This window comes from Arthrobacter sp. Y3222053 (assembly GCF_059092805.1).
The window spans coordinates 66,381-88,490 of record NZ_JBNHIA010000006.1 but is presented as its reverse complement, the minus strand read 5'-3'; the positions used below and the strand labels follow the sequence as shown (position 1 = coordinate 88,490).

22 protein-coding genes are annotated in these 22,110 nt (G+C 70.1%); 6 read left to right on the top strand and 16 right to left on the bottom strand.

Translation table 11 applies throughout. The features are described from left to right. Positions 1-22: 22 nt before the first annotated feature. Positions 23-331 carry an ATP-dependent Clp protease adapter ClpS gene (clpS, locus tag AC5RUW_RS14695; protein ID WP_494161363.1) on the bottom strand — a complete coding sequence of 103 codons (309 nt, stop codon included), beginning with the start codon at positions 329-331 and terminating at the stop codon, positions 23-25. Positions 332-399: 68 nt separating this feature from the next. On the opposite strand from clpS, the gene AC5RUW_RS14690 reads away from it, so the two are divergent. After that, the gene (locus tag AC5RUW_RS14690) at positions 400-1,722 is read left to right on the top strand and encodes a nicotinate phosphoribosyltransferase (RefSeq protein WP_494161362.1); all 1,323 of its coding nucleotides are present in this window, start codon (positions 400-402) and stop codon (positions 1,720-1,722) included. A 3-nt stretch (positions 1,723-1,725) separates the two neighbouring features. Next, the gene (locus AC5RUW_RS14685) at positions 1,726-2,340 is read left to right on the top strand and encodes a nicotinamidase (RefSeq protein ID WP_494161361.1); all 615 of its coding nucleotides are present in this window, start codon (positions 1,726-1,728) and stop codon (positions 2,338-2,340) included. A gap of 40 nt (positions 2,341-2,380) precedes the next feature. Here AC5RUW_RS14685 and AC5RUW_RS14680 read toward each other — a convergent pair whose 3' ends face one another. From AC5RUW_RS14680 to AC5RUW_RS14655, 6 genes are all read right to left on the bottom strand, one after another. Then, positions 2,381-4,162, bottom strand: coding sequence for a DEAD/DEAH box helicase (locus AC5RUW_RS14680; protein ID WP_494161360.1), 1,782 nt, complete (start codon positions 4,160-4,162; stop codon positions 2,381-2,383). A gap of 135 nt (positions 4,163-4,297) precedes the next feature. Beyond that, the gene (locus AC5RUW_RS14675) at positions 4,298-4,612 is read right to left on the bottom strand and encodes a DUF3039 domain-containing protein (protein WP_494161359.1); all 315 of its coding nucleotides are present in this window, start codon (positions 4,610-4,612) and stop codon (positions 4,298-4,300) included. Positions 4,613-4,675: 63 nt separating this feature from the next. Further along, positions 4,676-6,244: a transporter gene (locus AC5RUW_RS14670; protein ID WP_494161358.1), complete on the bottom strand. Its 1,569-nt coding sequence runs from the start codon at positions 6,242-6,244 to the stop codon at positions 4,676-4,678. Next, positions 6,229-7,026 (bottom strand): ABC transporter ATP-binding protein, encoded by a 798-nt coding sequence (locus AC5RUW_RS14665; RefSeq protein ID WP_494005297.1) that lies wholly within the window; start codon positions 7,024-7,026, stop codon positions 6,229-6,231. The genes AC5RUW_RS14670 and AC5RUW_RS14665 overlap by 16 nt, the downstream gene beginning before the upstream one ends. A gap of 171 nt (positions 7,027-7,197) precedes the next feature. Further along, positions 7,198-8,163, bottom strand: coding sequence for a tetratricopeptide repeat protein (locus AC5RUW_RS14660; RefSeq protein WP_494161357.1), 966 nt, complete (start codon positions 8,161-8,163; stop codon positions 7,198-7,200). Positions 8,164-8,282: 119 nt separating this feature from the next. Next, complete coding sequence (locus AC5RUW_RS14655) at positions 8,283-9,938, bottom strand: DUF8094 domain-containing protein (RefSeq protein ID WP_494161356.1); 1,656 nt, start codon at positions 9,936-9,938, stop codon at positions 8,283-8,285. Between the two features lie 215 nt (positions 9,939-10,153). Between AC5RUW_RS14655 and AC5RUW_RS14650 the strand changes: the two genes are divergently transcribed. Then, positions 10,154-11,476 carry an AI-2E family transporter gene (locus AC5RUW_RS14650; RefSeq protein ID WP_494161355.1) on the top strand — a complete coding sequence of 441 codons (1,323 nt, stop codon included), beginning with the start codon at positions 10,154-10,156 and terminating at the stop codon, positions 11,474-11,476. Between the two features lie 13 nt (positions 11,477-11,489). On the opposite strand, the gene AC5RUW_RS14645 is transcribed toward AC5RUW_RS14650, so the two are convergent. Then, positions 11,490-11,840, bottom strand: coding sequence for an Rv1322 family protein (locus AC5RUW_RS14645; protein WP_494161354.1), 351 nt, complete (start codon positions 11,838-11,840; stop codon positions 11,490-11,492). 40 nt (positions 11,841-11,880) lie between these two features. On the opposite strand from AC5RUW_RS14645, the gene nucS reads away from it, so the two are divergent. The 3 genes from nucS (at position 11,881) to AC5RUW_RS14630 (ending at position 14,341) form a co-directional block, all read left to right on the top strand. Then, entirely contained in the window at positions 11,881-12,576 is a 696-nt protein-coding gene (nucS, locus tag AC5RUW_RS14640) for an endonuclease NucS (protein ID WP_494005302.1), read from the top strand. Between the two features lie 60 nt (positions 12,577-12,636). After that, positions 12,637-13,857: an N-acetylglucosamine-6-phosphate deacetylase gene (locus tag AC5RUW_RS14635; RefSeq protein WP_494161353.1), complete on the top strand. Its 1,221-nt coding sequence runs from the start codon at positions 12,637-12,639 to the stop codon at positions 13,855-13,857. Between the two features lie 280 nt (positions 13,858-14,137). Beyond that, entirely contained in the window at positions 14,138-14,341 is a 204-nt protein-coding gene (locus tag AC5RUW_RS14630) for a cold-shock protein (RefSeq protein WP_325790278.1), read from the top strand. A gap of 107 nt (positions 14,342-14,448) precedes the next feature. Here AC5RUW_RS14630 and murA read toward each other — a convergent pair whose 3' ends face one another. The 8 genes from murA to AC5RUW_RS14590 all read right to left on the bottom strand — a co-directional run bounded on the left by murA (position 14,449) and on the right by AC5RUW_RS14590 (position 22,107). Beyond that, positions 14,449-15,714, bottom strand: a complete 1,266-nt coding sequence (gene murA, locus AC5RUW_RS14625; protein ID WP_494161352.1) for a UDP-N-acetylglucosamine 1-carboxyvinyltransferase — start codon at positions 15,712-15,714, stop codon at positions 14,449-14,451. A gap of 42 nt (positions 15,715-15,756) precedes the next feature. Next, complete coding sequence (locus AC5RUW_RS14620) at positions 15,757-16,185, bottom strand: DUF2550 domain-containing protein (RefSeq protein ID WP_494005305.1); 429 nt, start codon at positions 16,183-16,185, stop codon at positions 15,757-15,759. A 9-nt stretch (positions 16,186-16,194) separates the two neighbouring features. Then, complete coding sequence (locus AC5RUW_RS14615) at positions 16,195-16,488, bottom strand: F0F1 ATP synthase subunit epsilon (RefSeq protein WP_494005306.1); 294 nt, start codon at positions 16,486-16,488, stop codon at positions 16,195-16,197. A gap of 5 nt (positions 16,489-16,493) precedes the next feature. Beyond that, on the bottom strand, positions 16,494-17,957 hold the full coding sequence (atpD, locus tag AC5RUW_RS14610; RefSeq protein ID WP_494005307.1) for a F0F1 ATP synthase subunit beta: 1,464 nt from the start codon (positions 17,955-17,957) through the stop codon (positions 16,494-16,496). 56 nt (positions 17,958-18,013) lie between these two features. Continuing rightward, positions 18,014-18,907 (bottom strand): F0F1 ATP synthase subunit gamma, encoded by an 894-nt coding sequence (locus AC5RUW_RS14605; RefSeq protein ID WP_494161351.1) that lies wholly within the window; start codon positions 18,905-18,907, stop codon positions 18,014-18,016. 98 nt (positions 18,908-19,005) lie between these two features. Next, positions 19,006-20,643, bottom strand: a complete 1,638-nt coding sequence (atpA, locus tag AC5RUW_RS14600; RefSeq protein ID WP_494161350.1) for a F0F1 ATP synthase subunit alpha — start codon at positions 20,641-20,643, stop codon at positions 19,006-19,008. A 100-nt stretch (positions 20,644-20,743) separates the two neighbouring features. Next, positions 20,744-21,559 carry a F0F1 ATP synthase subunit delta gene (locus AC5RUW_RS14595; protein WP_494161349.1) on the bottom strand — a complete coding sequence of 272 codons (816 nt, stop codon included), beginning with the start codon at positions 21,557-21,559 and terminating at the stop codon, positions 20,744-20,746. Further along, entirely contained in the window at positions 21,559-22,107 is a 549-nt protein-coding gene (locus AC5RUW_RS14590) for a F0F1 ATP synthase subunit B (RefSeq protein ID WP_494161348.1), read from the bottom strand. Before AC5RUW_RS14590 ends, AC5RUW_RS14595 begins: the two co-directional genes overlap by 1 nt. Positions 22,108-22,110: the final 3 nt, after the last annotated feature.

The following is a 22,110-nucleotide window of genomic DNA, read 5'->3' as shown; positions in this document are numbered from 1 at the left end:
GTCGTCGGGAGCCGGAGCCGGCTCAGGACTCGTCGGCGCGGCGGAACGTCGCCCAGAGCCCGTACGTGTGCAGGGCCTGCACATGCCGCTCGGCTTCCTCCCGGCTGCCCGAGGCCACCACCGACCTGCCCTGCTCATGCACCTCGAGCATCAGCCGGTGCGCCTTCGCGGCCGAATAGCCGAAGTGGCTCTGGAAGACGTAGCTGACGTAGCTCATCAGGTTCACCGGGTCGTTCCAGACAATCACCACCCACGGGACGTCGGAGACCGTCAGGTCCTGCTGCTCCGTCTGTCCGCCGGTGCGGGTGCCGGGCTCGGTGGCAATGCTCATCGTTCCATTGTAGGGAGCCGTCGTCACAGCAGGAGCGGCACGGCGCCTCGGGGGCTAAAGTCGTATCCGTGAACAGCCTCAGCACCTGGCAGCCGCCCCATTCGGCCCTGTACACCGACCACTACGAGCTGACCATGCTCCAGGCCGCCCTGCATGCGGGCACCGCGGAGCGCCGCTCGGTCTTCGAAGTCTTCGCCCGGCGGCTGCCGGACGGGCGCCGCTACGGGGTGGTCGCCGGCACCGGCCGCCTGCTGGAGCTGCTGTCGACCTTCCGCTTCTCGGACCGGCAGCTGGCCTTCCTGGAAGCCAGCCGGGTGGTGGATGCGGGCACCCTCAACTGGCTGGCCGACTTCCGTTTCAGCGGCAACATCTTCGGCTACGCGGAGGGCGAGGCCTACTTCCCGCATTCGCCGATCCTCATCGTGGAGTCCAGCTTCGCGGAGGCCTGCATCCTCGAGACCATGCTGCTTTCGGTCCTGAACCATGACAGCGCCGTCGCCTCCGCGGCCTCCCGGATGACCCTCGCCGCACAGGGCCGGCCCTGCATCGAGATGGGCTCGCGCCGCACGCACGAGGAGGCCGCGGTCGCCGCGGCCCGGGCCGCCGTCATCGCCGGCTTCAACAGCACCTCCAACCTGGAGGCAGGACTGCGCTACGACCTGCGCACGGTGGGCACCGCCGCCCACTCCTTCACCCTGCTGCACGACTCCGAAAAGCAGGCCTTCGAGGCGCAGACCGCCGCGCTCGGTCTGGGCACCTCCCTGCTGGTCGACACCTACGACGTCGAGCAGGGCGTCCGCACCGCCGTCGAGGTGGCCGGGGCCGAACTCGGGGGCGTCCGGCTGGACTCCGGTGACCTGGTCGAGCTGGCCCGGTCCGTACGGACCCTGCTCGACGACCTGGGCAACCCGGGCACCCGCATCATGGTCACCTCGGACCTGGACGAGTACGCGATCGCCGCGCTGGCCTCCGCCCCGGTGGACGCCTACGGCGTCGGCACCTCGCTCGTCACCGGCTCCGGCGCACCCACCGCCGGACTGGTGTACAAGCTGGTCAGCCGCGAAGGAGCCGACGGGTTCGTGGATGTGGCCAAGGCCTCCAAGGGCAAGGCCTCCCTGGGCGGGCGCAAGTATGCCCTGCGCCGCCTGGACGAGGCCGGCACCGCCACCGCGGAGGTGGTCGGTGTGGGCCACGCCCCGCGTTCCGACAGCAACGACCGCCCCCTGCTGCACCAGTTCGTCGCCGACGGCGAGGTGCTGCCGGGCTGGACCGGCCCCAAGGCCGTCACCCGGGCCGGCGAGCGGCATGCCGCCTCGCTGGCCGAACTGCCCCCTGCTGTGTCCCGACTGCAGCGCGGGGAACCCGTCATTCCCACCGAGTACGAGGAGTAGCCGATGGCGCGTGCACTGATCGTGGTAGACGTCCAGAACGATTTCTGCGAGGGCGGTTCGCTGGCGGTGGCCGGCGGCGCCGACACCGCGGGCGAGATCACGGACTACCTGGAGACCAACGCCGACCGGTACGACCTGGTGGCCGCCACCCAGGACTGGCACATCGATCCCGGCAGCCACTTCTCCGAGAACCCCGATTTCGTGGACAGCTGGCCGGTGCACTGCGTGGCCGGTTCCTCCGGCGCCGCGCTGCATCCGGACCTGGATCCCGAACTGATCGACGCGTTCTTCCGCAAGGGGCAGTACGAGGCGGCCTATTCGGGCTTCGAGGCGCTGCTGGTGCCCGACGACGAAGTGCCCACCGGGGATCCGGACGCCGTGCAGGAGCCGGACGAGGCGGTGAGCCTGGACGACTGGCTGCGCGAGAACGACGTCGACGAGGTCGTCATCGTGGGCCTCGCGGCCGACTACTGCGTGCGTGCCACCGCGCTCGACGCCGTTGCGGCCGGCTACACGACCACCGTGATCAAAGACCTGACCCGGGGCATCAGCCGCGAGGGCGTCCTGGCGGCCTTCGCGGAGATGGAGGACGCCGGCGTCGAGCTGGCCGACCTGTAGGCAGGACCGGCCGCAGCCCGCAGGGCTGGTTCAGCGGACGCTATTTGCGTCCGATGAACCAGTCCTGCAGCTTTTTCAGCCGCTTGTTCAGCTGTTCCTCGTTGGCCTGCGCGACGGCGGGCCCGCCGCAGATGCGCCGCAGCTCGGTGTGGATGACGCCGTGCGGCATTCCGGAGCGGGCGGACCAGGCGGCGACGTTCTTGTTCAGCTGCGCGCGCAGCTCGGTGAGCTGGCGGTGGTCCACCACCTGCGCGGCGGGCTCGGGAGCCGGGGCGGAGCGGCCCTTGCCCCGGCGCAGCTGCTCGTGCTGGCGCTGGCGCAGCAGCACGGCCACCTGGTCGGCGTCCAGCAGGCCGGGAATGCCGAGGAAGTCGTCCTCCTCCTCGCTGCCCATTTCGCCGCCGGTGCCGAACTCGCTGCCGTCGAACAGCACCCGGTCGAAGGAAGCCTGGGACTCCAGGGCCTCGAACTTCTGCCGGGTCAGCTCATCCGAGGCCTTCTCGGAGCGGTTCGCGGCCTCCATCAGCGCCTCTTCGGGGCTGAAGCCGTCCTCCTCCGCGCTTTCCGGCCGGTCCAGGGCGTGGTCGCGTTCCTGTTCCATCGAGTTCGCCAGCGCCATCAGCACCGGCACCGACGGCAGGAAGACCGACGCCGTCTCGCCGCGCTTGCGGGCACGCACGAAACGGCCCACGGCCTGGGCGAAGAACAGCGGAGTCGACGTCGAGGTGGCGTAGACGCCCACGGCCAGGCGCGGCACGTCCACGCCTTCGGACACCATGCGCACCGCCACCATCCAGCGGGTGGTCCCGGCGGAGAACTCCTCGATCTTTTCCGAGGCCTTCGCATCGTCGGACAGGATCACCGTGGGCGATTCCCCGGTGATCTTCTTCAGCTGGCCGGCGTAGGCGCGGGCGTCCTCGTGGTCGGTGGCAATCACCAGCGCCCCGGCGTCGGGCACGGTGCGGCGCACCTCGGTGAGCCGCCGGTCCGCGGCAGCGAGCACCGCGGGAATCCACTCGCCCTGGGGGTTCAGGGCGGTCCGCCAGGCGTGGGCGGTGATGTCCTTGGTCACTGCGGCTTCGCCGAGGGAGGCCGCCATTTCCTCGCCGGCGCTGGTGCGCCAGCGCATCTGGCCGGAGTAGGCCATGAAGATCACCGGGCGGACCACGTGGTCGCGCAGGGCGCTGCCGTAGCCGTAGGTGTAGTCCGCCTTGGACCGGCGGATCCCGGCGCCGTCCTCCACATAGTCCACGAACGGGATCGGGGCGGTGTCGGAGCGGAACGGCGTGCCGGTCAGGGCCAGCCGCTTTGTGGCCGGTTCGAAGGCCTCGCGGATGCCGTCGCCCCAGCTCAGCGCGTCGCCGCCGTGGTGGATCTCGTCCAGGATCACCAGGGTCCGCGCCGCCTCGGTCTTGGCCCGGTGCAGCATCGGCTTGGAGGCCACCTGCGCGTAGGTGACGGCCACGCCGATGAAGCCGGCGCCGTGCCGGCCGTCGGAGTTCTTGAAGTTCGGATCCAGCGCCAGCCCCACCCGGGCCGCGGCGTCGGCCCACTGGCGCTTGAGGTGGTCGGTGGGCGCGACGACGGTGATCCGGTTCACGATGCCGCGGTCCACGAGTTCCGTGGCCACGCGCAGCGCGAAGGTGGTCTTGCCGGCGCCGGGGGTCGCGACGGCGAGGAAGTCGCCGGCGTTCTTGGCGAAGTACTTTTCCAGGGCTTCCGCCTGCCACTGGCGGAGCTTGGGCGCGGTGCCCCAGGCGGCACGTTCGGGATAGGCGGGCGGCAGGGTCGGGCCGGAGCCGAAGAGGGTTTCAGAGCTCACTCGTCGGAGGGCACCTTTCAGGATTGCGGGGTGTTGCCGGTGCGCAGCCCCCGCGGACAGGGGGCACGCGGGGGCGCTGGACGCACTCAGGCCACGACCCGGGCAGCTGTGCCGGGGCCGTGGCCTGGGGAAAAGTCAGCGCTTCTTGCCGGAGTCGTCGCCGCCGGGGCGCAGACCCTCGTAAATCTCCTTGCACTGCGGGCAGACCGGGAACTTCTTCGGATCGCGGCCCGGAGTCCACACCTTGCCGCACAGGGCGATCACCGGTTCACCCGTGAGGGCGGACTCCATGATTTTTTCCTTGCGCACGTAGTGCGAAAAGCGCTCGGCGTCGCCGGGCTCAACGAGCTCGCGCTGTTCCTGGCGTTCGATGACGGCGGTTCCGCCGCGGGGGTCGCTGTGCGCCGGATCGTTCTCGAAGGGATCTGGTGGCAGGCTCATGAGAACCATCTTAGTACCCGCGGACGACGGCGGCGCCCAGGTGCCCGGTGCGCGCCGCCGTCGTCCGCATGCTCACTTGTGGACCGCGACCTGGGCCAGCAGCTCGGGTCCGCGGCGGTCCACCCAGGTGCCGCCGATCCGGATGCCCAGGACCATCGCGGCGCAGCCCCAGCCGACGCCCAGCGCGAGCGCCGTCCAGCTCCAGAGCGGGCTGCCGGTGACCAGGGCCGCCACTGCCGGAATCAGCGCCGGCAGGCACAGCACGATCAGGGCCACCATGGAGCCCGTGTTGACCAGCAGCGACCGCCCGGCCGAGCCCGGAGGCGTCTTGAACGGGCTTTCGCCCGGCAGCGGCACGTTGTAGGTGAAGCGGGCCGACACCACGCTGGAGAGGCCGAAGCCGCACAGCAGCAGCGCCATCGAGATCCCCAGCAGCACCGGCACGAGGTCCATCCGGCCGGTGAGGGCCGGCGGCAGCACGGCGGCGGCGACGGTCAGCGGCACCGAGAAGACCGCGGCGGCCAGCACGCGGCCGGCCCGGTCATCCCGGCCGCGGACTCCGGCGGCCAGGTGCAGGGCAAAGGCGGTGTTGTCGAAGGCGACGTCGGCGGCGAGGGAAATGCCGAGCAGGAACCCCACCAGGGGGCCCATGGCCAGCAGCATGCCCGCCCCGCTGCTGCCTCCGTAGGCCACCAGGACGACGGCGAGCAGGGGCACCACCAGCAGGGAGGCACCGTACCGCGGGTCGCGGAACCAGTAGGTCAGGGCACGGGCGGCCACGGCGCCGGCGGGGGTGCCGGGGAAGCGGCCGAAGAACCCCAGCCGGCCGGCGGCCCGCTTGGCGGAGGCCTGGTGCCCGGGAGTGACCAGGGCCCGGCTGAGCAGGTGCTTCCAGGCCCAAAGGGCCGCCGCCAGGAAGGCCAGGGCCAGCAGTCCCCGCAGCGCGGCCGTGCCGGGGCTGCCGAGTGCGAGATCGGCGGGCACGGCCCAGGCCGCACCGAGCGGCGTCCAGGCCAGGTAGCCGGCGAGCCGTTCCAGGAAGGGGCCCCAGCCGTCCAGTTCCTGGGGTATGAGCGCCATCGCGGGGCCGAGGAGCATCAGCGGCACGATGGCGACCACCGCGGTGATGTCACGGTAGCGGCGGTTGCCGGTCAGCGACGTCGCCGCGGTCACCACCACCCGCGAGAGCGCCACGCAGGTCAGCACCGCCACCAGCGCGAACACGACGCCGGCCGCGGCCGCCGCCGGGTCCTGCCACCAGGACAGGCCCCAGCCGAGGGCGGCCAGGAGCGTCAGCAGGCCGGGAAGCCCGATCAGGCCGCCGATGGCCAGGCCGGCCAGGAGCTGGCGCATGGGGACGGCGTAGGTCGTGAAGCGGGCCGGGTCCAGGGTCATGTCCGCGCCGGCGAGGAACACCGGCAGCAGCGCCCATCCGGCCACTGCCAGGCTGCCGGCGATGACGCCCACCACGGCGGAGAGGGCCGGCTCGGCGGCGGTGAGCACGAAGACGCCCACGATCAGCAGCCCCAGCATGCCCAGGCCGTACAGCCCGCCCAGGATGAGGCCGACCAGCTGCCACGGGCTGCGCCGCAGGGAGTTGCGCAGCAGCAGCAGCTTCAGCCGGATCAGGTGCGCAACCATGAAAGGTCCTCCCCCGTGGTGCGGCCGCCGACGAGGTCGACGAAACGTTCCTCCAGGCTGCGCCCGGCACGCACCTGGTCGACGGTTCCCGCCGCGACGACCTGGCCGCGGGCGATGACGGCCACGTGGTCGCACATGCGCTGGACCAGGTCCATGACGTGGCTCGAGACGATGACCGTCCCGCCGGAGGCCACGTAGTTGGCCAGGATGGCACGGATGTTGGCGGCCGAAACGGGATCGACGGCCTCGAACGGCTCATCGAGCACCAGCAGCTTCGGCGCGTGGATCAGCGCGGAGGCGAGGGCGATCTTCTTGGTCATGCCCGCGGAGTAGTCGACCACCAGGGTGCCGGCGTCGCCGGCGAGGTCCAGGGCGGAGAGCAGGTCCGTGACGCGTTCGCGCACCGTGTCCCTGTCCATGCCGCGCAGCAGCCCCGCGTAGGTAACCAGCTGCTCGCCGGTGAGCCGGTCGAACAGGCGGACGCCGTCGGGCAGGATGCCCATCAGCCGCTTGGCTTTGAGCGGCTCCGCCCACACATCGGTGCCGTGCACCCACGCCCCGCCGGCTGTCGGGCGGAGCAGCCCGGTGGCCATCGACAGGGTGGTGGTCTTGCCGGCGCCGTTGGGACCGACCAGCCCGTAGAAGGAGCCGGCGGGAACGTCCAGGTCGATGCCGGCTACGGCGACCTTGGGACCGAAGGTCTTGACCAGCCCGCGCAGGGCCAGGGCCGGCGGGGCGGGCTGGGCCCCGGCGGGGGGCGGAGTGGAGGAAGCGTGTGACATGACTCCCACGCTAGCAATCCGGGGACCGGCTGCCATCCGTCGCAGGGACCAGACCTGCCGGCCGCGGAGCGGCCTGCAGGGGCTGCCCGCGCTTCGGCACCGGCCTCTGCCCCCGGCGGAGTAGTCCGCAGGGAGCACCCGGGGCCCCCCGGCGTCGGCAGCGCCCCGCCCCTAGAAGAGTGCGCGGGCCAGGGCGGAGCGGGCCTTCGTGACCCGCGGGTCGGCAGTGCCGACGACCTCGAACAGGTCCAGCAGGCGCAGCCGGGTCCGCTCCCGGTCCTCACCGGCGGTACGGGCGACCAGCCGCACCAGCCGGTTGAACGCGTCTTCGACGTGGCCGCCGGAAACATCCAGGTCCGCGACCGCCAGCTGGGCGTCGACGTCGTCGGGCTGCTGTGCGGCGCTGTCGCGCAGCTGCTGCGCGTCGACTCCCTGCAGCCGGCCCATCAGCTCCACCTGCGCCAGGCCGGCCCGGGCCTCGGCGTCGGCCGGCTGTTCAGCCAGGGCCTTCCGGTAGGCCTCCGCCGCGCCCTGGTAGTTGCCGGCGACGATCGCGTCGTAGGCCTCCTGGTGCAGGGGCGGCAGGGGCGCCTCCTCCGCCTCGTCCGCGGCGCCGGTCCCGGCGTCGGCGCCGAGGGAACCGGTGACGCCGTTGGCCTCCGCCACGCGCAGCAGCTCGTCGATGACGCCGCGGATCTGGTCCTCGGGCACCGGGCCTTCAAAAAGCGGCACCGGCTGGCCCTTGAGGACGGCCGCGACGGTCGGCACCGCCACCGCCTGGAAGGCCTGGGCAATCTGCGGATACGCGTTGACGTCCACCCGGGCCAGCAGCACCCGGCCGCCGAGGGAGGCGGTGATCCGGGCCAGCGCCTCGCTGACCTGGCGCGAGGCCTCGAGGTCGGCCGAGTACAGGTCGATCAGCACCGGCACCTGGGACGACACCTGGATGACCTGCGGGAAGGTCTGCTCGTTCACCTCCGCAGTCCAGGCGGACGCGCCGGCGCCGGCCTCGTCGCCGCCGCCGGGCGAGGGCGCCGGGGCGGAGGCGCGGGCCTTGAGGGCGGAGAGATCCACCGCCCCCCTGAGGTTCATGGACGCGGAAGGCCCCGGTGCGGGACGGCCGTTCGGAATGCTCATTGCTTCACCCTAATACGTCTTCTCGGATCGGTCAGGAGGCCGCTGCCGGCACCCCGCGGGTGCCGGCAGCGAAAACCGGCCCGGACAGCTGTCCGGGCCGGTTTTCGGTCTGCGGCGGGCTACTTCAGGACGGCGTTCAGCAGCTGCTGGGCGGCGCCGATCACCTGGGCCTGCTCGCCGCTGCCGGCGGGCGGCAGGTAGAGCAGCACGGCTTCGCCGTAGCGGACATCGATCCCCGTGTCGGTCACGGCTTCGCCGGTGAGGGCCTCGTAGACGGTGTCCCTGAGGTTGATCGAGTCTCCGGCCTCCCGCGGTGAGCTGCTGTAGTTGTGCACCATGTAGCCGGTGACCACGGCACCGCCGTCCGCCGTGCGCAGGGCCTGGGTCTGGTTCTGCTCGGCGGTGTGCTGGAAGCTGATGGTGGCGAACTCGTTCTCCGGGTTGGCCGTGACCTCGGACTGGAAGCGCGTGACGGCCTCGGCGAAGGTGTTCTCGGCGAAGGTGTCGGCATTGGCTCCGTCGGGATTGGTCAGGGCGTCGGCGACCGCGTCCATGGCCGCCGCCGGGGAGAGCCCCAGTCCCTCGGCGGAGTCCGCGGCGACGGCGTCCACGCCGGAGCCGGCCGCCGGGACGGGCGGGAACGTGGTGCCGGGGAGCATCCCGACGGCGCTGGTCAGGCGGTAGTTCTGGCGGGCCGAGTCCTGCACCAGCATCAGCACCTGCGGCACCTGCTGGCCTTCGGCCTGGGTGACGGCCAGCAGCCGGCGGGGCCACTCTCCGGCGTCGGTGGACTCGACGAGGCGGGCCCGGACCGGTTCGGCCGCCACGGGCAGCGGGGCAGGCAGATCGGGTGCCTTGGCCCGCACCTCATAGCTGGCGGTGCGCATGGCCAAGGCGGCGCCGGCGACCCGGGCTTCGAGGCCGGCGGGGTCGGAGGCCGCGTCTGCCGCCTCCACGGTGGCCGAAACGTCGTCGAGGATGCGCTGCAGCTGCGAATCCAGGACCACGGGGACCGGAGTCTCCTGCCCGTCGTCATCGGCGGCGGAAGCTCCCGCCGCCGGGACCGCGGCCAGCGCAAGGGCGGCCAGGACCGCTGCGGGACGCACGGCGCGGCGCTGCAGTGTTCCGGCCTCCTGCGCCTGGCGGGGAGGCCGGTTGCCGGCAGGTGTGTCCGCGGCGCGGCGTCCGCCGCCTCCGCGGCCGGGCAGGAAGCCCAGGGCCGCGCCCAGCACGGCCACCAGCGCGCCGAGCACGATCAGCGGCAGCGCCAGGGGGTTGGTGGAGTCGTTGGCCCAGCTGACCTCGACGGCCGTGGGTGCCTGGCCCGTGTCGGAGGCGAGCAGGATCTTCCAGCTGCCCTCGGCGGGCGGCTCGTAGGCGTACTCAACGGCGCCCTCGCCGGTTTCCTCGACGACCCAAAGATCGGAGCCGGCGGGGAAAGGCACCTCGGCCTCGCCCTCGGTCCGCTCTCCGGCCAGCGCATCGCCGTCGTCATTGAGCCTGGTCACGGCCGCGTCGGCCACCCAGGCGTCGACGTCGTCGGCCCGGCCGACGGCGAGCAGCAGGTTCCCCTCGCCGGTCGCACGGATCCGCACCGGTCCCGAGCGGTCCTGAAGGACCCCGGGCTCCAGGACCGTCAGCGCCGAGGCAGGCGTGTCCTCCGCGGAGCGGGCGGTGGCCGTTTCCGGCGGTGCCCAGACGGTGCGCAGGCCGATGCCGATGAGCATCAGCACGACGCCGAGCACTATGAGCGGAACTGCTGTCTTGTTTCGCACAACTTACCTATCGTCGTCACGGGTCTGCCGGAGCCGGTGGGTCCGGCGGCACGGAGCAGCGGCACGCCCACGGGGCAGCGGGCCGTTACAGCCCAATGGTAACGAATCGGCATAGGCGGGCCTATTTGGGCTTCGGGCGGCGGCGGGTGCGGCAGGGGTGGTCCTGATAACCTTCGCTTCATATCCACAGGCACCAGCAGGGGGAATCTGCGCAGATGAGCGAGGACAGCGGCCCGGGCCCGTCAGGCGGGACCAACGGGACCGGCGGAGCCGACGGCACCCGTTCCGACGGCGGCCCGCAGCGCGCCGCGCCCGGACACGAGCTGCGCGCCAAGCTGGTGTCCGCGGCGGCACGCCTGTCCCGGGCCCGGGTGCCCGGCGCCCGCCCCCGCCGCCGCTTCGAGTTTCCTCCCGAAGCCGGCACAGCCGACACAGCCGGCACGCCCCCGGAGCCAGAGGAGGCCGCCGGCGCCGTCGCGGTCCATCCGGCACCGGCGCGGGACGTGAGCACCAATCCCGTCCGGTTCGGTTTCCTGTTCACCGTCGGCGTCGGTTTTGCCCTGCTGCTCTACTTCATGGTCACCAACGTCGGCGAACTGCTGGTCTGGATCGGGGCTGCGCTGTTCATCGCCCTGGGCCTGGATCCGGTGGTTCGCTGGCTCGCCGCCCGCGGCCTGCCGCGCCCGGCCGGCATCACGCTGACGGTCCTGGCCCTGGCGGGCATCATCGCCGGCTTCTTCGCGACCCTGATTCCGACCATCGTGAACCAGACCAGCGAGATCGTGGCCAACGCGCCCGGGTACGTCAACGCCTTCCTGGACTCGGACTTCTTCCGCACCGTCGAGGACCAGTTCCACGTCCGGGAACGGCTGGGCGAGGAGATCAACAGATTCTTCTCCAACAGCGAGGCCCTGGGCGGCGTGTTCGGCGGGGTCCTCAGCGTGGGGTCGGTGATCGCCAACGGCCTGTTCGGCACGCTGATCATCCTGGTCCTGACCCTGTACTTCCTCGCTTCCCTGCCGTCGATGAAGGCGTGGGCCTACCGCCTGGCCCCGCGCAGCCGCAGGCGGCGGGTGGAGCAGCTCTCGGAGGAGATCACCTCCTCCGTGGGCAACTACGTGATCGGCCAGGGCGTGGTCGCCGTGCTGGACGCGACCTATGCCTTCATCGTGATGACCATCACCGGCGTGCCGTTCTCCGTGCTGCTGGCCTTCGTCGTCGCCCTGCTGGCCTTCATCCCGCTGGTGGGCCCGCCGATCGCGCTGATCCTGGTGTCGCTGGTGGCGCTGACGGCCAGCTGGCAGACGGCCGTCGTCTTCGCCATCCTCTACATGGCCTACCTGCAGTTCGAGGCCTACTTCGTCTCCCCGCGCATCATGAGCCGTGCCGTGGCCGTGCCCGGCGCGGTGGCCGTCATTGCCGTCATCGCCGGCGGTTCGCTGCTGGGCGTCCTCGGGGCGCTGATCGCCATCCCGACCGCCGCGGCGGTCATGCTGCTGCTGAAGGAAGTCCTGATCAGCCGCCAGGACCAGCGCTAGGCGGGGACAGCGGTCAGCGCAGCCTGCCGCCGGGGCGGGAACGCCAGCAGCGCTCGTGCCAGTGCCGGCGGTCCTCCACGGCCGTCTGCCGACCCAGCAGCGAGTCCTCCTGCCACGCCACGACATGCGCGATGCCCGGCGGGATGACCTGTCCGCAGCCCGGGCAGCGGTACTCCTTGGCCGCATTCGAGGCGGTGATACGCCGCACCGACCACTCGCCGTCGGCGGCGGATTCGCGGTGCGGAATGCCCGCGCGGGTCCGCTCGAGGTCGTACTCGGGGGCAGCCCGGGCCCATTTGCTCCGGGCCGTCCGTCCGGCGGCCGTGGCGCCGGGGGTGCGGCGGGGGCGGTTGGAGCGGGGCATGCTCATCATTGTGCCCGAGCCCAGCGGGTAAAGTGCAACTGTGCGTTTAGTGATAGCCCGCTGCTCCGTTGACTACATCGGACGCCTCCGCGCCCACCTGCCCCTGGCCGTCCGGCTGCTGATGGTGAAGGCCGACGGTTCGGTCCTCATCCACTCCGACGGCGGCTCCTACAAGCCGCTGAACTGGATGAGCCCCCCGGCCACCCTGCGCATCACCGAGCCGGGGCCCGACGACGCCGAGGCCGGCGTGCTCGAGGTCTGGAACGTCGCCAGCACCAAGACCGACGACCGCCTGGTGATCAACGTCTACGAGCAGTTCTCCGAACTCAGCCACGACCTGGGCGTGGATCCCGGCCTGATCAAAGACGGCGTCGAGGCCGACCTGCAGCGCCTGCTGGCCGAGCAGATCGACCTGCTGGGCGCCGGCAGCACGCTGATCCGGCGGGAGTACATGACGGCGATCGGGCCGGTGGACATCCTCGCCCGGGACGCCTCCGGAGCCACCGTGGCCGTGGAGCTCAAGCGCCGCGGCGACATCGACGGCGTGGAGCAGCTGACCCGCTACCTGGAGCTGCTCAACCGCGACCCGCTGCTCGCTCCGGTCCGCGGCGTGTTCGCCGCGCAGCAGATCAAGCCGCAGGCCCGCGTGCTCGCGGAGGACCGCGGCATCCGCTGCCTGACCCTGGACTACGACGAGATGCGCGGCGTCGATGACAGCGAGTCCCGGCTCTTCTGACGCTCCCGCCACCGCCGCGGGCGGACAAAAACGGATTCCGAAAGTGCATAGAATCCCCCTATGAGCACCACCTCCGCCGCCTCCTCACCCGCCGCCTCCGGCTGTGCCTTCGGCACCGTCGTCGCTCCCGGCGGAATCATCGACGAGGGAGCGGTGTGCTGGGAGGACGGCGTACTCACCTTCGTCGGCGAAGCGTCCGCGGCGCCGGATGTCCGGCCGCTGCCGGTCCTTGACCTGCCCGCCGGGGCGCTGCTGCTGCCGGGCCTGGTGGACCTGCACTGCCACGGCGCCGTCGGCGCGGACTTCAGCACCGCCGTGGCCGACGACGCGCGCCGCGCCGCCGCCCACCTGCACCGCAGCGGCACCACCACGTTCCTGGCCAGCGTCGTCGCGGGGCCGCCGGCGCGCATGGCCGAGGCCTTCCGGACCCTGGCGCCGCTGGTGGACGAGGGCCTGATCGCGGGGCTGCACGCCGAAGGGCCCTTCCTCTCCACCCGCAGGTGCGGGGCGCAGGATCCTTCCTTCCTCATCGACCCCTCCCCCGCCGTCCTGGCCCGGCTGCTCGACGCCGCGCCCGGCGCCCTGGCCACCATGACGTACGCGCCCGAACTGCCCGGCGCCGATGCCCTGGTGGACGCGCTGGCGGCGGCCGGCGTCGTTCCCTCGGCGGGGCACACCGACGCCGGCGACCGGGCGGCCGCCGCGTCCCTTGCCCGGGCCCGGCGGGTGCTGTCCGACGCCGCCGGCCCCGACCGGCGCCCCACGGTGACGCACCTGTTCAACGGCATGCCGCCGCTGCACCACCGCGAGCCCGGCCCGGCCGGAGCCTGCCTCCGTGCGGCCGCGGCGGGAGAGGCCGTGGTGGAACTGATCGGCGACGGAGTCCATCTGGACGCCGCCATGGTCGGTACCGTCTTCGCCCTGGCCGGGGCAGCGAACGTGGCCCTGGTCAGCGATTCGATGGCGGCGGCGGGCCTGGGCGACGGCAGCTACCTGCTGGGGTCCTCCCGCGTCCGGGTCAGCGGCGGCCGGGCCGTGCTGGCCGAGGGCGGCTCGCTGGCCGGCGGCACATCCAGCGTGCTGGACGGGGTACGCACCGCGGTGTCGGCGGGCGTGCCGCTGGGCGACGCCGTCCTGGCCGCGTCGGCGGTCCCGGCCGGGGTGCTGCGGCTCGACGAAATGCTCGGCGCCCTGCGGACCGGCCTGCGGGCGGACGTGGTGGCGGTCGACGGCGGACTCGACCTGCTGTCCGTGGTCCGCGCAGGAACGGTGCAGGACTGAGCACGCGGCAAAGCCTACGCCCCCGACCCGCAAAAGACGAAAGAAAAATGTCGAAATCCGTTGACCGGCGACTTTTTCATATGTAAGGCTATAGCCAGTCTTTGTGTAGGTGTTTTGCATGCTCGCAAGACGGTTGCGAGCGTGAAGCTCCTCAAGGAACTGCCGCCCGGTATAACCCCGGCAAGGAATTGGGTCTTCCCGCCTCGGTAACGGTAAGGGCGCCCCGCGCGCGGCCCGCCATAACAGTGGCGGGTGCAGTTTCTTTCCTTAGGAGATTCACATGGCACAGGGAACCGTGAAATGGTTCAACGCCGAAAAGGGTTTCGGCTTCATTACCCCCGACGATTCCGACGGCGACGTCTTCGTCCACTACTCCGAGATCCAGTCCAATGGATTCAAGACCCTCGATGAGAACCAGCGCGTCGAGTTCGAGATCGGCCAGGGCGCCAAGGGCCCGCAGGCCACCGGCGTCACCGCCCTCTGATCCAACCGCCTGCCCCGGCTGACGGCACGGGCGCGGAACGGCTTCCTCTCCGGAGGAAGCCGTTCCTGCGTTAAGAGGCCGGCCCCGCGGTGCCTGCCTGCCGGAGCCTAGGCCCGTCGACGCACCGCCCTGGCGCCCAGGCCCCGCAGGTTCTCCATGAAGCGCTCGTAGCCGCGGTCAATGTGGTCCACTCCGCGGACCTCCGTGGTGCCCTCGGCCGCGAGGCCGGCGATGACCAGCGCGGCCCCGGCCCTGATGTCGTTCGCGACCACGGGGGCTCCCGAGAGCCGGGGCACGCCCTGGACGAGGGCGTGATGGCCGTCCAGCCGCACCACGGCGCCCAGCCGGGCGAGTTCGGACGTGAAGCCCCAGCGCGCCTCGAATACGTTTTCCGTGACCATCCCGGAACCGCTGGACACGGCGTTCAGGGCCACCACGAAGGGCTGCAGGTCCGTCGGGAAGCCGGGATACGGCAGGGTCGAGACGTTGATGGGTTCGGGCCGCTCCGGCCCCTTGACGGTGAATCCGTCGGTATCGACGGTGACGGCGCAGCCGGCCTGGACCAGCTTGTCGAGCACCACGGTGAGGGCGGAGGCATCCGCGTCCTGGATGGTGATCGTCCCGCCCGTGACGGCGGCGGCAAAGGCCCAGGTGCCGGCCACGATCCGGTCGGGCACCACGCGGTGCGTGACCGGGCGAAGGCTCGGCACCCCGTTGATGACCAGGGTGTTGGTGCCCACGCCGCTGATGTCGGCGCCCATGTCGATGAGCATTTCGGCGATATCGGTGATCTCCGGCTCCCGGGCCGCGTTGTCCAGCACGGTCCGGCCCTCTGCCAGGGTGGCGGCCATCATGAGGTTCTCGGTGGCACCCACCGAGGGAAAGTCGAGGATGTGCCGCGCCCCGCGCAGGCCTTCGGGGACGCTGGCGATCAGGTAGCCGTGATCGATGCTGATCTCGGCGCCCATCAGCTCCAGCCCGGCCCGGTGCATGTCGAGTCCGCGGGAGCCGATGGCGTCTCCGCCCGGCAGGGCGACCTCAGCCCGGCGGCAGCGGGCCACCAGGGGCCCGAGCACGCTGATGGAGGCCCGCATCGCGCGGACCAGGTCGTAATCCGCCTGATGCCCGGGCATCCGCGGCACGTCGATCCGCACGCTGGCCGCCTCGACGTCGTAGTCCACGGCGCAGCCCAGCCGGCGCAGCAGCTCGGCCATGATCCAGACATCCTGGATGTTCGGCACGTTGGTGATGGTGGATTCGCCCTCGGCCAACAGGGTGGCGGCCATCAGCTTGAGGACGCTGTTCTTGGCCCCGGGGACCCGGACGGTGCCGTTGAGCGTGGAGGGGCCGGTGACTGCTATGACGTCTTCCATGTCCTCCATCCTAGGGGGACGGCGGCACGGGAAAGGATCGGGTCAGCGCCAGGTGCCGATGCCGATCACGGGACCGGCCTCCAGCCAGGAGGACAGCCCGGTGTAGACCTCGTAGCGCATCGCCATCTGCAGCGGCTCGCCCTCGTAGCGCAGGTTGACGACGACGGCGCCGGGCTGGATCCGGGCCCGTTCGGCCTCGCTGGGCTGGCGCCAGCCGTCGATCTCCAGCGAGCTGCGCAGGAAGCGGTACCGCGGGATCGGGCTCAGGGAGACCAGCCGGAGCCATTCCAGCCGGGTGTCCGTATAGCGGCACACCCCCATCCGCCACCCGCCGGGCGGGAGGCAGATGGAGGCGTCAAATGTGCCAAGGGTGCGCCGCAGCTGCGTGCGGCGCACCCAAAACAGCACTACGGCCAGAACCAGGAGGCCCAGCAGGCCCGCCAGGGCAATGAACACATAGAAGCTGCTCATTGCGTTTGGTCAGCGGTTCCCGGAGGTTGCGGACTCGTTGACCTTCGCGTTGTCGGCCACGATGACCACGCGGTTGCTGTCGACGGAGAAGAATCCCCCGTCGACGGACACCTCGATGCGCTTACCGTCCACCGGGTCGATGGCCAGCTCGCCGGCGGCCAGGATCGCGAGCAGCGGGGTGTGGCCCGGCATGATGCCGATGTCACCCTCCGTGGTACGCGCCTTGACCAGGCGGGCCGGGCCGGACCACACGAAGTGGTCCGCCGCGACGATCTCGACTTCGAGTTCAGCAGTGTCGGCCATGGGGCTTACTTCCCGGTCTGCTCTTGGATCTTCGCCCACTGACGCTCGACGTCGTCCATGCCGCCGACGTTGAAGAACGCCTGCTCGGCAATGTGGTCAACGTCGCCGTCGCAGATGGCCTTGAAGCCCTCGATGGTGTCCTTGATGGACACGGTCGAGCCCTCGACGCCGGTGAACTGCTTGGCGGTGTAGGTGTTCTGCGACAGGAACTGCTGGATGCGGCGGGCGCGGGCCACGACGATCTTGTCCTCTTCGGAAAGCTCGTCGACGCCGAGGATCGCGATGATGTCCTGCAGTTCCTTGTTCTTCTGCAGGATCTGCTTCACGCGGATCGCGGTGTCGTAGTGCTCCTGGCCCACGTACTGCGGGTCGAGGATGCGCGACGTGGAGGTCAGCGGATCCACGGCCGGGTACAGGCCGCGCGAGGCGATCTCGCGGGAGAGCTCGGTGGTCGCGTCCAGGTGGGCGAAGGTGGTCGCCGGTGCCGGGTCGGTGTAGTCATCGGCCGGGACGTAGATCGCCTGCATGGAGGTGATCGAGTGGCCCTTGGTCGAGGTGATGCGCTCCTGCAGCAGGCCCATTTCGTCAGCCAGGTTGGGCTGGTAGCCCACGGCGGACGGCATGCGGCCCAGCAGGGTCGACACCTCGGAACCGGCCTGGGTGAACCGGAAGATGTTGTCGATGAACAGCAGCACGTCCTGGTTCTGCACATCGCGGAAGTACTCCGCCATGGTCAGGCCGGTCAGGGCCACGCGCAGGCGCGTTCCCGGCGGCTCATCCATCTGGCCGAACACAAGGGCGGTGTCCTTCAGGACGCCGGCCTCTTCCATTTCCACCCAGAGGTCGTTGCCCTCGCGGGTCCGCTCGCCGACGCCGGCGAACACGGAGGTGCCGCCGAAGTTGCGGGCCACACGGGTGATCATTTCCTGGATCAGCACGGTCTTGCCGACGCCGGCGCCGCCGAACAGGCCGATCTTGCCGCCCTTGATGTACGGGGTCAGCAGGTCGATGACCTTGATGCCGGTCTCCAGCATCTCGGTGGAGCCTTCGAGGTCCGCGAAGTTCGGGGCCTTGCGGTGGATCGGCCAGCGCTCGTTGATCTCGAGCTTGTCCTCGGTGACGTCCAGCGGCTTGCCGAGGACGTTGAAGATGTGGCCCTTGACGCCGTCGCCGACGGGAACGGTGATCGGTGCACCGGTGTCGGTCACGGCCGCGCCGCGGACCAGGCCGTCGGTGGCCTGCAGCGAGATGGCACGCACGAGGTTGTCGCCCAGGTGCTGCGAGGTCTCGAAGGTGATGGTCTTGGTCTCACCGTTGAGCGTCAGCTCGGTGGTCAGCGCGTTGTAGATTTCGGGGATTGCGTCAGCCGGGAATTCGACGTCGACAACCGGGCCAATGACACGGGCGATACGGCCGGTGGCACCCGAAGCCGCGGAGGTCGCTCCGTGCTCGACAGTCTGGGCAGTCATCTCTCTCACTTCACTCAGTAGATGGCGTGTGGGCTAAGTTCTTGAGGCTCGTACGGCTAGGACGCCAGGGCGTCCGCTCCGGCCACGATCTCGGAAAGCTCCTGGGTGATCTCCGCCTGGCGGGCGTTGTTCCGGAGCCTGGTGTACTTCTTGATCAGGTCGTTGGCGTTGTCACCGGCGGCCTTCATGGCGCGCTGGCGGGCAGCCAGTTCGGAGGCGGCAGCCTGCAGCATGGCTGCGAAGATACGGGACTCGATGTACCGCGGCAGCAGTGCGTCAAGCACCTGCTCCGGGTCAGGCTCGTACTCGTACAGCGGCAGCAGCTCACCCTCGGTGGGTGCCTGGTCCTCCTCAACGACCTCCAGGGGCAGCAGGCGGATGACCGCCGGCTCCTGGACGACCATCGACTTGAAGCGCGTGAAGACGATGTGGATCTCGTCGACGCCGCCCTCCTCGTAAGGCGTGTTGAAGGCCTCCAGGAGCGCCGCGCCGATTTCGCGTGCAGTCTCGAACTCCGGGGCATCGGTGCCGCCGGTCCAGACCTTGACGGCTTCGCGTCCGCGGAAGTCGTAGTAGGCCTGCGCCTTGCGTCCCACCAGGTAGGGGCGGACTTCCTTGCCCTCTTCGTGCAGCAGCTCAATCAGGGACTCGCTCTGCTTGAGCACGCCGGCCGAGTAGGAACCGGCCAGGCCGCGGTCGGAGGTCAGGATCAGCACTGCTGAGCGTCGGATCTGCTCCGGCTCGGTGGTCAGCGGGTGGTCGATCTCCGACTGGGACGCCACAGCAGAAACGGCACGGGTGATCGCGTTGGAATACGGCAGGGACGCAGCCACTCGGTTGCGTGCCTTTCCAATGCGAGAGGCAGCAATCAGCTCCATCGCCTTGAAGATCTTCTGCATCGACGTGGTCGAGGCGATCTTCTGGCGGTAGACCCGAATTTGGGCTCCCATACTTTTCCTTTCGGTTCCCGGCCCTTCGGCCGGGGGCTACGTGGCTTTGGCGAGGGCTCCGCGGCCGGGGGCTGCCCGGCCGCGGAGCTCCAAAGCCGCTAGCGCTTCTGCTTGACGATCTTTTCCTGGTCGACGGCTTCCTCGTCCAGCGCGGAGTATTCCTCGTGTCCGGCGGCAACCATGCGGTTGTCGCCTTCACCGAAGAAGCCCGGCTTGAAGTTCTCGACGAGCCGCTGCATCTCCTCGACCGTGCTGTCCTCCAGCTTGCCGGTCTCGGCAAGGACCGTCAGGACCTTGGAGGTGTGGCGCACGTGGTCCAGGAACTCGGACTCGAAGCGCTGCACGTCCTCGACCGGGACGTCGTCCAGGTGGCCGTTGGTGCCGAGCCAGATGGACACAACCTGGTCCTCGACCGGGAACGGTGCGTACTGGCCCTGCTTCAGCAGCTCCATCAGGCGGGCGCCGCGGGTCAGCTGCTGCCGGGAGGCGGCATCCAGGTCCGAGGCGAACATGGCGAAGGCCTGCATGTCGCGGTACTGCGCCAGCTCCAGCTTCAAGGTGCCGGAGACCTTCTTCATGGCCTTCTGCTGAGCGGCACCTCCGACTCGGGACACCGAGATGCCGACGTCGACCGCGGGGCGCTGGTTGGCGTTGAAGAGGTCCGACTGCAGGAAGATCTGGCCGTCGGTGATGGAGATGACGTTGGTCGGGATGTAGGCCGAAACGTCGTTCGCCTTGGTTTCGATGATCGGCAGGCCGGTCATCGAGCCGGCACCCAGCTCGTCGGAGAGCTTGGCGCAGCGCTCCAGCAGGCGGGAGTGCAGGTAGAAGACGTCGCCCGGGTAGGCTTCGCGTCCCGGCGGGCGGCGCAGCAGCAGCGACACGGCGCGGTAGGCTTCGGCCTGCTTCGAGAGGTCATCGAAGATGATCAGGACGTGCTTGCCGCCGTACATCCAGTGCTGGCCGATGGCCGAGCCGGCATAGGGCGCCAGGTACTTGAAGCCGGCCGGGTCGGACGCCGGGGAGGCGACGATGGTGGTGTACTCCATCGCGCCCTGGTCCTCGAGCGTGCGCTTGATCTCGGCGATGGTGGAAGCCTTCTGGCCGATCGCGACGTAGATGCAGCGGACCTGCTTCGTGACGTCGCCGGACTCCCAGTTGGCCTTCTGGTTCAGGATGGTGTCGACCGCGATGGCGGTCTTGCCGGTCTTGCGGTCACCGATGATCAGCTGGCGCTGGCCGCGGCCGATCGGGATCATCGCGTCGATGGCCTTGAGGCCGGTCTGCAGCGGCTCGTGCACCGACTTACGCTGGGTCACGCCCGGAGCCTGCAGCTCCAGTGCGCGGCGGGCCTCCGCTTCGATCGGTCCCATGTCGTCCAGGGGCTCGCCCAGCGGGTCCACCACGCGGCCGAGGAAGCCGTCGCCGACCGGCACGGACAGCACCTCGCCGGTGCGGTGCACTTCCTGGCCTTCTTCGATGCCGGTGAAGTCACCGAGGACAACGACACCGATTTCCCGGGTGTCAAGGTTCTGGGCCAGGCCCAGGGTGCCGTCCTGGAACCGAAGAAGCTCATTCGCCATGACGGAGGGCAGGCCCTCCACACGGGCGATGCCGTCGCTGGCGGTGGTGACTCGGCCAACCTCAACGCGATCGGCGCTTCCGGGTTCGTAGGACGCCGCGAATTCGTTCAACGCATTACGGACGTCGTCGGCGTTGATGGTCAATTCGGCCATCTGCAGTCCCTGCTCTCCTATGTTGTGATCATCGGATGAACGCCGATGACCGGGATTAATTCTCAAAACGTGCTCGTGGAACGGGCTGTTCGGCCAGCTCCTAGACGGCGAGCTTCCGTCGAAGTTCGGAAAGTCGGGAGACGACCGATGAGTCGAGCACCTCGTCTCCCACTGTAATCCGGACCCCGCCGATCAAGGAGGGGTCCACCTCGGCGTTGATCTTCAGCTCACGGCCGTAGAGCGCGTCCAACGATGCCTGCAGGCGGGTCCGCTGCTCGGCCGTCAGGGGCCGTGCGGAGCGGACTTCCGCGATCCACCGACGCTGGCGTGCGGACACCAGCTCCAGGAAGCGCGAGATCACACCGGTGGGGCGCATGCCGCGCGGATGCGCAACCGCCTGTCGGATGAGCACCAGGGCCTCGGGACCGGCGCCGGGCACCAGCCGTTCAGCCAGCGCCGTGCGGGAGTCCGCCGGAGCCTGCGGGTCGGAAAGCGCCCGCTGGACCTCGTGGCTCGAGGCAACCGCCCGGTTGAACCGGAACAGGTCATCCTCCAGCGCGTCCAGCCCGGCGCTTCCCGGACCGCGGTTCTCAGCCACGGCGGAGACCACGGTCGCCGCCAGGAGCTCGAGCGCGTCGCCGATGTCGCGCGGATCGCGCCACCGGGAAGCAGCAAGTCCCGTGGCAATGGTCTCCGCCTCAGGCGAGACCTTGCCGGCGAACAGGTTGGAAACCAGCGCCGCCTTCTCGGAACCCTCGCGGGTCGGATCGGTCAGTGCGCGGCGGACCCCGGCACCGGCGTCGAGGACGCCGACGATTCCAAAGAGTTCCTCAGCCAGCGACAGAGTCGCATGCGGGAGGTACTTCTCCAGCTGCTCCTGTGCCGCGGCCAGCGACTCGCTCGATACACCTGCCATTACCTAGCTGCACCTGCATTCTCTTTGTCGAGGTCCGCGAGGAAGCGGTCCACCACGCGGGCCGACCGTGCATCGTCCTCGAGTGCTTCACCGATGATGCGCCCGGCCAGCTCAGTGGCCAGCGTGCCAACCTCGGCACGCAGCGACGTGACGGCCGCCTGGCGTTCCGCGGCAATCTGCACGTGGGCCTGCTCGGTGATGCGAGCGGACTCGGCGGCAGCCTTGGCCTTGAGGTCGGCCAGGATCTGCGCGCCTTCGGCACGGGCCTGTTCGCGGATCTGGTTGGCTTCGGTGCGGGCGTCGTTCAGCTGCGCCTTGTATTCCTCAAGGGCAGCGCTGGCCTCAGCCTGCGCCTTTTCGGCCTTCTCGATGTTGCCTTCGATGGCGGCGGCGCGCTCGGCGTACACCTTCTCGAAAGCGGGAACCACGAACTTCACGACGATGAACATCAGAATCGCAAAGCTGATGCCCGTCACCAGGATTTCCCAAACATTGGGAATCAGGGGGTTGGCGCCTTCAGCGGCAGCCCGGATAGCTACCTGATCCACTAT